This is a genomic window from Neobacillus sp. D3-1R (assembly GCF_052180215.1).
In the GTDB taxonomy this organism is placed as follows: Bacteria; Bacillota; Bacilli; order Bacillales; family Cytobacillaceae; genus Pseudoneobacillus.
In genome coordinates this window covers 1,308,022-1,320,171 of sequence record NZ_CP197471.1, presented here as the reverse complement: position 1 = coordinate 1,320,171, position 12,150 = coordinate 1,308,022, and the positions used below count along the sequence as shown (strand labels likewise).

Annotated in this window: 8 protein-coding genes and 2 riboswitches; of the genes, 2 read left to right on the top strand and 6 right to left on the bottom strand. The window is 35.5% G+C overall.

Going from position 1 to position 12,150, the window contains the following annotated elements; translation table 11 throughout:
• Positions 1-39: 39 nt before the first annotated feature.
• A riboswitch (SAM riboswitch) is annotated at positions 40-154 on the bottom strand.
• Between the two features lie 85 nt (positions 155-239).
• Positions 240-1,415: a pyridoxal phosphate-dependent aminotransferase gene (locus tag ACSBPO_RS06685; RefSeq protein ID WP_442599273.1), complete on the bottom strand. Its 1,176-nt coding sequence runs from the start codon at positions 1,413-1,415 to the stop codon at positions 240-242.
• A gap of 114 nt (positions 1,416-1,529) precedes the next feature.
• Between ACSBPO_RS06685 and ACSBPO_RS06680 the strand changes: the two genes are divergently transcribed.
• Both ACSBPO_RS06680 and mtnK read left to right on the top strand, forming a co-directional pair.
• The gene (locus ACSBPO_RS06680; protein ID WP_442600326.1) at positions 1,530-2,312 is read left to right on the top strand and encodes a carbon-nitrogen family hydrolase; all 783 of its coding nucleotides are present in this window, start codon (positions 1,530-1,532) and stop codon (positions 2,310-2,312) included.
• An 89-nt stretch (positions 2,313-2,401) separates the two neighbouring features.
• Positions 2,402-2,550: riboswitch (SAM riboswitch) on the top strand.
• 80 nt (positions 2,551-2,630) lie between these two features.
• Positions 2,631-3,815 (top strand): S-methyl-5-thioribose kinase, encoded by a 1,185-nt coding sequence (gene mtnK / locus ACSBPO_RS06675; RefSeq protein ID WP_442599272.1) that lies wholly within the window; start codon positions 2,631-2,633, stop codon positions 3,813-3,815.
• A 42-nt stretch (positions 3,816-3,857) separates the two neighbouring features.
• Here mtnK and ACSBPO_RS06670 read toward each other — a convergent pair whose 3' ends face one another.
• The 5 genes from ACSBPO_RS06670 to ACSBPO_RS06650 all read right to left on the bottom strand — a co-directional run bounded on the left by ACSBPO_RS06670 (position 3,858) and on the right by ACSBPO_RS06650 (position 11,971).
• Positions 3,858-4,436, bottom strand: coding sequence for a metalloregulator ArsR/SmtB family transcription factor (locus ACSBPO_RS06670; RefSeq protein ID WP_442599271.1), 579 nt, complete (start codon positions 4,434-4,436; stop codon positions 3,858-3,860).
• A gap of 141 nt (positions 4,437-4,577) precedes the next feature.
• Positions 4,578-6,356: a PAS domain S-box protein gene (locus ACSBPO_RS06665; protein ID WP_442599270.1), complete on the bottom strand. Its 1,779-nt coding sequence runs from the start codon at positions 6,354-6,356 to the stop codon at positions 4,578-4,580.
• 344 nt (positions 6,357-6,700) lie between these two features.
• Positions 6,701-8,512: a methyl-accepting chemotaxis protein gene (locus ACSBPO_RS06660; protein WP_442599269.1), complete on the bottom strand. Its 1,812-nt coding sequence runs from the start codon at positions 8,510-8,512 to the stop codon at positions 6,701-6,703.
• A 151-nt stretch (positions 8,513-8,663) separates the two neighbouring features.
• Positions 8,664-10,958 carry a thiamine pyrophosphate-dependent enzyme gene (locus ACSBPO_RS06655; protein WP_442599268.1) on the bottom strand — a complete coding sequence of 765 codons (2,295 nt, stop codon included), beginning with the start codon at positions 10,956-10,958 and terminating at the stop codon, positions 8,664-8,666.
• Positions 10,958-11,971 (bottom strand): 2-oxoacid:acceptor oxidoreductase family protein, encoded by a 1,014-nt coding sequence (locus ACSBPO_RS06650; protein ID WP_442599267.1) that lies wholly within the window; start codon positions 11,969-11,971, stop codon positions 10,958-10,960. The genes ACSBPO_RS06655 and ACSBPO_RS06650 overlap by 1 nt, the downstream gene beginning before the upstream one ends.
• Between the last annotated feature and the right edge of the window lie 179 nt (positions 11,972-12,150).

Genomic DNA, 12,150 nt, shown 5'->3' with positions numbered 1-12,150 from the left:
TCTTCAAATAAGAAGAGGTTAGCATACATAACTAACGTCCTCTTATCTTTCAGCTTTTTCGCTGCAAGAATTAGCACCGTGCTTTATGAACGGATTCATAAAATCGGTTGCCGGGCTTCATAGGGCTAGTCCCTCCGCCTGCTCTTGATAAGAAAATCGTTTATTTATTTTATACGTTGTAAATGTTATTTTTCAAATTAATTTGGATTATGACAGGATTTAATAACATTGTCAATGGATTATTTGAAAATTTCTAAAGATTTAATTCTCTCTACTGCTTCTTGCATTCTTCCTTCAGAAGTTAAGAGTCCAACACGAACATAACCTTCTCCATAATGACCAAATCCTACTCCTGGTGCGACAGCAATATGTGCCTTTTCTAATAAAAAATCCGCAAATTCTTCAGAAGTATAGCCTTCCGGGACCTTTAACCAAGCAAAAAATGAACCTTTTGGTGCACGAACATCCCAACCAATTGACTTTAATCCCTCTATCAAGACGTTTCTTCTAGATTCATATAAGGCATTTAGCTCTTCCACACACTGTTGTGAAGCGTTTAAAGCTACTGCTGCAGCTTCCTGAATTCCTCCAAAAATGCTTACATAAAGGTGGTCCTGTAACAGTTCAATAGCAGAAATGACACTGCGATTTCCTACCGCAAATCCAACACGCCAGCCTGCCATGTTATAGGTTTTGGATAAAGTATAGATTTCGATTCCAATATCCTTAGCCCCTTCCGTTTGTAAAAAGCTGATCGGCTTTTGTCCATCAAACCCAATTGCGCCATAGGCAAAGTCATGTACCACACAAATATTCGTATTCTTTGCTAATTCTACCGTTTTTTCAAAAAATTCAAGAGATGCAGTAGCACCAGTAGGGTTATTGGGATAGTTTAAAAACATTAATTTCGCTTTTTCAAGAATTTCAGGTTCAATCGTTTCATATACAGGTAAAAAGCCATTCTCTTCTAGCAAAGGCATTGTAACCATGTTTGCCTGGGCAAGCGATACACCTGACCAATAATCTGGATACCCTGGATCTGGGACAAGTATGGTATCACCAGGATTTAATAAGCATTGCGGAATTTCTACTAAGCCTGCCTTACCGCCAAATAGAACCGCTACTTCCGTATCAGGATCTAAACTAACCCCATATTCTCTTTCATAAAAATCGACAGCAGCCTGCTTGAAATACTTATATCCCTGAAAGGGCGAATACTTATGATTTATGGGATTCGCTGCTGCTTCCTGCAATTTTTTTACAATATGTTCTGGTGTCGGCTGATCGGGATTACCTTGCCCAAGATTAATGACATCATGACCATTAGCAACAGAAAGGGATACTTTCTTAACAAGAGAAGCAAAAAACTGCTTTGGTAAACTATTTAATAAATTAGATTGTTGAAAAGTCTTCATCTACATTCACCTACACAAATCTATTAGAAAATTTTTATTGAAAATCTAGTCACAAATGATATAACTTTAATGACAGAATGTAAAGAAAAATTTAAAAGATTGTGGTGAGTCATGATGAAATATAAAATTGCTCTAATCCAAATGTCGATAGAATTTGGGAATCCAGAATTAAATTATCAAAAGGCAGAAGCCCAAATTGAATTAGCCATGCAAAAATCACCGGATATCATTGTCTTTCCTGAATTGTGGACAACAGGTTATGATTTAGAAAACTTACCAGTTACAGCAGACCAACATGCAAAGAAAACGATTGATTTTCTGCGAGAAAAGGCTAAAAAGTTCAATGTACATTTTGTTGGAGGATCCATTGCGAATCAGGAAAAAGATGGTATCTATAACACCCTTTTAATCATTAATCGCCAGGGGGAACTGGTGCATCAATATAGTAAACTTCACCTCTTCCAATTAATGGGTGAACATTTATTTCTTAAGTCAGGAAAAGACGAAGGTATATTTGCATTAGATGGCGAAATTTTTGCTGGTCAAATTTGTTATGATATTCGCTTTCCTGAATGGATCAGGGCGCATGTTCTAAAAGGTGCACAAGCGATCTTTGTTGTAGCGGAATGGCCATTACCAAGACTTCATCATTGGAAAACTCTATTAACTGCAAGAGCAATAGAAAATCAATGCTATGTCATTGCATGTAATTGTGCAGGCTCTAACCCAAGTAATATTTTTGCAGGACATTCTTTAATCATTGATCCTTGGGGAGAAATTGTCGCGGAAGCCTCCGAGAGTGATGAGATTTTACATGGAGAAATAGACTTAGAGAACGTCGTCAAGGTGCGTAATACCATCCCAGTCTTTCAAGATCGAAAGCCTGACCTATATTAAAAATTTTCTAAAAAAAATGAATTGACAATATTTAATAAAGCCTGTTATTATTTTCATCGTATCAACTTCAATTGAATATTTACATTTTTCTCTTATCAAGAGATGGCTGAGGGATTTGGCCCTATGAAGCCCAGCAACCGACCGTAATTCCATTGTGAAATGTGGCGCAAGAAAGCGCCTTTTATTTAAGGCACGGTGCTAATTCCAACAGAAAGTTAGACTTTCTGAAAGATAAGAGGTGCGAAGACTATTCTTCAAGCCTCTTTCTTATGAGAAAGGGGCTTTTTTTCTAGCCCTTCACACCAGGAGGAATGAAAAATGACATTATTAACAGACAAAAAATATGAACCACTCACTGAACATTCTGCTATTGATTTAGCCATAAAATTAGGAATTTTCGCTGAGAATTCCACTCTAACTTGCTCAGAAATTGGAGACGGTAATTTAAACCTTGTTTTTCGTATAACAGATACTACTAGTGGCCAGGGAATCATTATCAAGCAGGCCCTTCCTTACGCAAAGGTTGTTGGTGAAAGTTGGCCGTTAACGCTTAAAAGAGCGAAAATTGAAGCAGATGCCTTAAAAATATTTGGTAAACTTGCACCTGATTATGTTCCAGTTGTACATTTTACGGATGATCAATTAGCTATTACTGTTATGGATGATCTATCTCATTTGACTATTGCTAGAAAGGGTTTTATTCGAGGAGATCAATACCCATTACTCTCCAAACATTTAGGTGAGTATTTAGCAAAAACACTTTTTTATACTTCGGATTTTGGAATGAATCAATCAAAGAAAAAAGAACTCCTAGGGCAATTTATCAACCCAGAACTTTGCAAAATTACGGAAGATCTAATTTTTACAGATCCTTATACTGATTCACCTACAAATTCCTATGAATCAGAATTACAAGCTACTGTTGACAAAATCAGAAATGATCAAGAACTCATTTTCCAAGTAGCACTGTTAAAAATGAGCTTCTTAACGGAGGCAGAAGTATTATTGCATGGAGACCTTCACACTGGAAGCGTTTTTGCGAGCTCAACGGAAACGAAAGTTATAGATTCGGAGTTTGCTTTTTACGGACCAGCTGGTTTTGATATTGGGCAAGTTTTTGCGAATCTACTCTTCCAAGCTTTAGCTAACGTTGAAAAGAAATCTGAAATTCTTACGCATGTTGAAACATTTTGGAACGAGTTTGTATTACATTTCTCAGAGCTTTGGAAAACAAATAATCAAGAACCACACGCAGCCATTCCAGGTTTATACGAGTCAGTTTTAAATAAATATTTCAATGATTCATTGGGGTTTGCCGGCTGTGAATTAATTCGCAGAACGATAGGTCTTGCTCATGTTGCCGATCTAGATAGTATTGAAGACAATGAACAGAGAATAAATGCTAAAAAACAAACCCTTTCATTAGGGAGCTTATTAATTAAATCTAGAAAAGAAATAAAATCATTCACTGATTTCTTAACTCTCTTAACAAAAAGCTTATAATGTAAAAGAGACAGAACTGGCTTAAAAGCCATTCTGTCTCTTTTAACCATCAATCTTCGCCCACATTTCAACTGGATTAAGTTCATAAATTCCATTTTCACGATACATATAATGGTTGATGATAAACTCTCTACGAATTGTGGCATAATCATCATGAAAACGAAGAATATACTCATTTATTTCCTGCTCAGAATATTTTCTCCCTCTTTCAAACCCCTTTAAGATATGTTCAAACACCAGTAGCTTTTTCTTTCTTTGTGCAGGAATTGTTTTTAACTTCCCATCTTTTGTAAAGAAATTAGCAATTATTTTTTGCTTTTCATCACTTATTTCATTCACCTTTGTATCCTTCCCTTCTACTAGCTCCATCAATGATTCACAATATTGATGGACTACCGAATGTTTCAAATAAAAATAGATCGTATTTTTGTCACGTCTTTCATAAACAACATTTATATCCCGAAGCTTTTTTAAATGATGAGTGATGGTTGGTGCAGTTAAGCCTAACTTACCTGCAATGGCTTGACCATGAAGTGGTCCACTTGATAATAATGACAGTATTCTTAATCGTGTTGGGTCACCCATTGTTTTATGAAAGTCAACTAACCTGTTTAATTGCATAGCCATTACTCCTCTATTTTAGATATACATCTAATTAGATGATAATCTAATTTATTAATTATTGCAATATTTTATAAAAAAAATAATCCTTTTTCAGGATTATCATTCATTCGTTCAATCTATTTGGGATAGGTCAATATATTATTTACTAGATAAATATATATGAAAGGTAGTGCCCACATTTTCTTGGCTATCGACTTTAATTCTCCCATTATGCTCTTCAATAATTTTATAACTAACCATCAAGCCTAAACCCGTTCCACGGTCTTTTGTTGTATAAAAAGGCTCTCCTAGTCGCTTTAATTTTTCTGGAGGAATACCAAAGCCCTCATCTTTAATCGAAATATGAATTTGGTCATCTTTGTATGATTCAATGAAAATTGTAATATTTCCACCAGCTTGCATCGATTCAATAGCATTTTTGATCATATTAACGAACACCTTTTTTAGTTGGTTTGGTTCACAAAATATAATCGGTAGATTTTCTTGATAGTAGGTACGAAATTGGACATTATACATGACTGCTTGGGCATTAAGAAGCTCAACGGTATCCCTCATAATTTGGACGATATCTACTTTCGAATACTTTACTACCTGCGGCTTTGCTAGAATCAAAAATTCATTAATAATAGAATCAATACGATTCAATTCAGAAAGGATTACTTGGAAGTACATCGAACGATCTTCTCTCATTTCGCCTTGCAGCAATTGAATAAAGCCTTTTAACGCAGTCATGGGGTTGCGGATTTCATGGGCAATACCGGCAGCAAGTTCTCCTATTACATTTAGTGTATCGGATTTTCGAAGACGTTTTTCCATTTCTATTTTTTCCGTTACATCTTTGATTACAATAAAATTTACATTTGAAAATAGGTGGAAGATAGAGCTAAATTCGAAATGTTTCACCGTTTCTTCATCAATGTAAATTTTTGAAGTTCCATGAAGCTGACCCGTTTTTTCTAATGTACTTATTATGTTTTCAAGCTTCTGCTTGTTGCCATTTGTATCCGGCAATAAATTTATTAAGTCTTTCCCTAAAATCTCATCTCTTGACGTTTTGAATAATTGACATGCTGCTTGATTGACATCAATAATTTCCCCGTCATCATTCCAGAGAACTAGGCCTTCTAATGAACCTTCAAATATAGTTCGGAATTTTTGTTCACTTTCTCTTAATTCCAGTTCCATCCGGTAACGTTCACTTACATTTCGAAAAATGGTCATATGAAATCCCTCTTTTGAATGTAAGCGAGAGGTAAATTCGATTAATTTTTCTTGACCATTGGGCATTTTTAAAAATAACTGGTCGTTAACTGCTCCTGTTTCAAATAACTCCTTTAGTATTTTCCTATATTGATGGTTCTTTTTTAATATAAACTGATCAAAATTAGCTCCAATGATATCCTGATATCCACATTCAAAGATTCGGCAAGCTGCCTGGTTTGCATTGATGATCTGACCCTTCATATCCCAGAAAATAATTCCGTCCATTGCTTCAATAAATAATTCCTTAAAAAAATAGTCATATTGGGCAGACTGCTCTTTTAGGTTCATTTTTTCAGTTTCATCCCTGAATACAGAGATATAATGACCACTATCTTCATCAAGGCTTGTTACGACACTAAAATAAGAGATACCATTTTGATGGAGGATCGGGAGAACTCCTCTAGCATTCCGATTTTGTTCTAATAAAACTTTTTGTCTTCGAAGCTTATAATGTTTGTCTTTAGGTACAAAATGTTCAAGAGTATATCCAATTATTTCGTCTTTATTTGTATTAATATATTTACAGAAGGAACGGTTTACATCCAAGATAACACCATCTTGATTAAATATGACAATTCCGTCTAATGTTTTATTGAAGATATCAAAAGTCTGTAAATTGGGGTTACACGGATTATTTACATTACTATTATTCATTAAAAAGCATAACCTCCCCAGCAACATAGAAGTATATATATATCTATATTTCTACAAAATGACAGAAAAATCCTTTTTATATAGCATACAACTAAAAATTTTATCGAATACTTTCCTTTTACAAGGCTCTTTTCTTAAACTTTGTTGCTATATGTAACTAATAAATAGGCATTTCACAATATACGCTGTTAAACTTATATGGAAATGAAGAAAAGAGCTGGGCGCTTATTAAGAGAGCCTGTAAAAATCCGGCTTTAGGGATTTTTACGAAAACCAGAATCTATACGAAAACAGTTTTTTACAAAAAAAAAGAACTGTAAAAAGCTTTACAGTTCAATAGTAACTTATGAAAGTCTAAATCTCGAAATCATATCATTTAATTGATCAGACAGTTCTGATAGTGATTGGGCATTGTCTGAAATTTCTTCCATAGAATGATTCGTTTGTGTAACTGAGGCACTTGTTTGTTCGACACCAGCAGCTGATTCTTCTGAAATGGAAGCAATATTTTCAATAGATGCATTCATTTCTCGAGAACTTTGAGCAACTTGTTCAAGATTATCAGATATTTCTTTTACCTTATCTGTCATTAATGTTACAGCACTATAAATTTCCTTGAAGGTTTGGCCGGTTACTTCTATTTGAGAAGTACCTTCTTCTACTTCATTGTATCCCAACTGTAGGGAGCTCACGACATTATTAGATTCTAGCTGAATACCTTGAACGATTTTCGTAATATCTGAAACAGAAAAAGAAACCTGTTCTGCAAGTTTTCTTACTTCATCCGCAACGACAGCAAATCCTCTGCCATGTTCACCGGCTCTTGCCGCTTCAATGGCTGCGTTTAAAGCAAGTAAGTTTGTTTGACCAGCAATTTCATGTATAACTTTGACCAGTTTAGAAATTTGCTTTGTTTGGTCGTCAAGTCCTCTCACTTTCTCCACAGATGTTTTCATAATATCGTTAATTTTTACCATTTGCTTTTGAGATTCCATCATTAGAGAATCTCCTTTTTGCGTCATCATCATGACATCATTTGATGCATCACGAATGACGTTTCCACTTGCAGTTGCTGCCTGTACCTTTGTTAAATACTCTTCCATCATTTCAGATAGAGCAGTAGCATTGTTTGCTTGTTCCTCCGAACCACTCGATAATTCCTGCATAGTCGAAGCCACTTGCTGACTTGATGCTCTAACTTCTGAAGCAGCTAGATTTAACTCCCCACTCCTGCTATTTACATGATTGGAAACAGTAGATATCTCTTGAATCATAGAACGAAGGTTTTCCTTCATTAAACTAGTAGCGCGGCTAAGCTCGGATATTTCATCTTTACCATTCGCTTCTATTAAATCTACATTCAGATTACCATTAGCAATTTCAGTTGAAACAGATACAATATGTTTTAATCTTCTTGAAATGATAGCTCCAATTAAAACGATTGCTAGAATCCCAATAATGGTAGAAACAATGACAGAAATAACAAGTACCGTTAATGTTGAGATAAGGCTGCCTGTTGCAGATGATATTGCATCCTTTTGTTCTTTTTGCATCATTTCTTTTAATTGGTTTAGCTTGACAACATTATCATCAATTAAATTATCAACCTTTAGTTTTCCTAGACGATAATTTCGTTCATGCTGTAATTTAACTTCAGGTACAATAACACTTGTAAATTGAAGATTCATTGAATCATCATCTTTACTCATTTGAATAAATAACATCTTTTCTTCACTGGTGGTTAAACCTTTTCTAATTTCTGCCTTTAAATTTTTTAGTTCCTCTGATAACTCTTCAAAGCGTTTTGTATGCTTCGGATTAGAGTCAATTATGTAATTCCCTACCGAAACTCCTTTTTGATGGAATAAAGCAGCCGCATCAGAAATACGTGTAGCCTGCTTTCCCGTTAGTTCGACTAAGTCCATCTTTTTTTGAACCGAGGTTAATAGAACAAAAGTAATAACAGTAGATATAGCAAAAAGACCAATTGTAATAAATAAAGCGACCCCATACTTTTGTCCAAGCTTTAAATGATTCCAAAACTTTGCTGCGGAAAGAAGCTGTGTCCACTTTTCTAGAAGTGGCTGTTTTTTAGAAACCTTTTTCTTCATTTTGGGCTCTTTTTTCTTTCTTTTTAAGAATTTTACACCTTTCATGTTGTTTCTCCCTTCTCCCCCATTTACAAATTATTTGAAAATTCGACATTACTTTTTATTATTATAATTGAAAAGTAGGCATATTTGAAGAAAGAGTTTCAAATTATAATGAAAAAAGGACCAGTTCGAATGAACTAGCCCTTACTAGAGATTATAAATAAGGATTTTCGTGCTTTGCCTTTAAGCGCTGCCATCTTTTTTCAACTTCAGCTTCAAAACCTAAAAGCACATCTTTGTTTTCTTCTTTTAATAAATGTTTTGTTTTCCCCATATATTTTAACCACTCAGAAAGTGTAACGCGTTTATTTTTTTCTTCCGGGTTATATGTGATTGCAGTCACACCTTGTTCTACTTCATATAGTGGGAAGAAACAGGAATTAACAGCTTGTTCTAAGATCTTTTCACCATAGCGATCTTCCGATTTCCAGTTTAATGGACAAGTAATAAGAATCTTACCATAAACGGTTCCTACATTTTGTGCATACCACTGTGCTTTAGCTGCTTTTTTAATTAAGTCCTGTGGAAATGCTTCTACCCCAGTAAAGACATAGGGAATATTAGTAGAAGCCATAATTTGAGCTGTATCTTTATGATGGAAAGCTTTTCCTTTTTGAGTTTTCCCTACATTAGAAGTACTAGTCATATGCCCCATTGGAGTAGAGTAGGACATTTGAGAACCCGTATTCATATAGCCTTCATTATCATATTCAAGGATAATTAATTTATGGTTACGAAGAGCTGTTCCAATTGCAGAGCCCATTCCAATATCCATACCACCATCACCTGTAATCATAACAAATGTGGCGTCCTCTGATACCTCAATTTCCCCTCTTTTCTTTAATTCCAAAAATGCCTCTACAGTACCAGAAAGAGTAGCAGCTCCATTCTGGAATAAGTTATGAATCATGGTTTGCTTATGAGAAGTGTACGGATAAGAAGTTGTTGTTACATATGCACAACCTGTTTGATATAAAACAACAACATCCCCTTCGATTCCTTTGAAGAATAGCTCTAACCCACCGAAAATTCCACATCCTGGACAGGCACCATGACCAGAAGCAATTCGCTTAGGTTTATTTGTAAGATTACGAAGCGGTGGGATTTTCACTTTTAGCTTATTTGTTTCTTCATCCACTTTCACTTCAATTAAACCTGATTTATAGGCATCACTATGTTGAGGTGTAATTACAGGCTTTATTTTTTTATCTGTATTTCCTGGGACATGCCCGTAATAATCAAATGGCTTTTCTGCAAAACCATTTTCTGCTGCCTCAATGGCCATTTCGAAAAACTTTTCGGCATCGTCTGCATAGAAGTCCTTTCCACCAAGACCGAATACACGACTTAAAACAACTGTTTTATTATCTTTATCATCTTGTAGGGCTGATTTAATTTCATGAGTAAGGTTTGGACCGTTCGCACCATATGAATCAGCACGTTCCCCAACCAATAAAGCTTTTACATTTTTTAATGCTTCACGAATCTCTTTTGCCGGGAATGGTCGAATAATATTAGGGCTGATAACACCCACTTTTATTCCTTTTTCTCTGAATCGGTCAGCAACATCTTTCGCAGACTCAGCAGCAGAATTTAATAGAAACAGTGCTACTTCTGCATCTTCCATTTTATAGAGATCCAGTACAGAATATTCACGCCCGGATAGTTTAGCATATTCAGCAGCAACCTCTTTATAAACCTCACCCGCTGCAATAATTGCCTCAGATTGTTGGAAATGATTATTGATTAAATCATCTCCATTCATATGTGCACCAATCGTAACTGGTTTTTTTGGATCACGAGCAAAGTTATAATCCGTTGGACACTCACCTACAAATTTCTGCACAACACGACGATCACTAAAATAATTTACTTTTCTCTTTTGATGAGAAGTAAAGAATCCATCATAGGCTACAATCACAGGAAGACGTACCTTGGAGTGTTCCGCAATCTTTAAAGCCATGATATTCATATCGTATACAGCTTGTGGAGTTTTTGCCGTTAAAATTACCCAGCCAGTATTTAATCCATAATATAAGTCAGAATGATCACCACGGATGTCAAGAGGTCCACTAACAGCACGTGTTACTAGATTCATAACCATTGGTAAACGCGTTCCAGCTTGTACAGGCAATTGTTCAATCATATATAAAAAACCGTTAGCACTTGTCGCATTAAAGACACGTGCACCTGTAGCTGAAGCACCGTAGCAAATACCAGCAGACCCATGCTCACCGTCAGCGGGGATTAGTTTAATGTCATGCTCACCACGTGCTTTCATTTGATCTAAAAATTGTGCTACTTCTGTTGAAGGCGTAATTGGGAAGTATCCCATGATATGATAATTGATCTGTGCTGCAGCCATAGCAGCCATTTCATTTCCCGACTCGAAAGTAGTGACTTGTTCAGCTGCACCCTTTACTATTAAGTTTTCTTCTAAGATAGACATTAAGATATACCTCCTAACACGTAAGGAAAGTTCTGTTTAACTCGATTTGCTTCTGCATAACCAATCATTTCACGTAAATCTTGCAATGCGTCAGTTGGACAAGCTTCCACACACTTCAAGCAACCTTTACAATATTGATAATCAATTCCTTTTAAGAACATTTGTTTACGGCCTTTTTTATCCTCGCCTTCCTCCCAAACAAAGCAGAAATCAGGGCAAACAGTATCACAAGCAGCACAGTTTATACACTTTTCTTGTTCGAATTGAGGTAAAAAGCCTTGGCGTGATCCACTTAAGTCTTTAAGGATACTATTGGCCTGTGTAGTAAGCACTCCACCAATATCCTGCGTTAGATATCCTAATTGAGGTGCAGGACGTTCAAATCTCTTACCGACGGCATCTTCTGGAGCTTCATATTTCTTAAATTTAACTTCATTGTATCCGCGATTGAAAGTACGAATATTAGGTTCAACCAAGTGTGGATATTTTTTTTCGAATGTTTTCTTAATGACATTACGCATTACATCTGGCTCTAAGAAGTCACATATTCTAAAAAGTGCTCCTAACATTGCTGTATTTACCTTCGTTTTTTCTTCAACAGCAATTGTTAAAGCATCAACAATAGCAACTGTGCCATATTCAATCTTTAAGTCTCTTTTTATATCATCAAAATCTCTTGTAGAATTTACAAGAATAATACCATCTGGTCGCATGCCACTAACAACATTGACCATTTTATATAATGCTTCATGAAATACACCTATAACATGTGGTTCCTCTATTGGACTATGATCTCGAATTTCAACTTCTGGATCGCAATAACGAATAAAGCTTTTAACGGGTGACCCTTTTTTTTCTGAACCATAGGAAGAAAAATTAGAGCCATTTAATCCTAACCCGAGTACACCTGCTTCAGCCAACATTTTCCCAGCTAGATTTGCCCCAAGTCCTCCAATTGATTCTAGACGAATTTCATAGAATCCAAGTTCATTCTTTTGTGGTAAAATAGACAATTTGCTCCCTCCTAAAACTATCCTTGAGGAACTTTCCCCTATTGCCATTGTATAATGTTTCATATTTTTCCTCTGTGATAAAAGTCATACTTGATACAAAAAATTTTATAACACATTTATTTTTTATAAAAAACTCCTTGTTATCAAAGGAATGGCATCGGTTCCAACAATATATAACA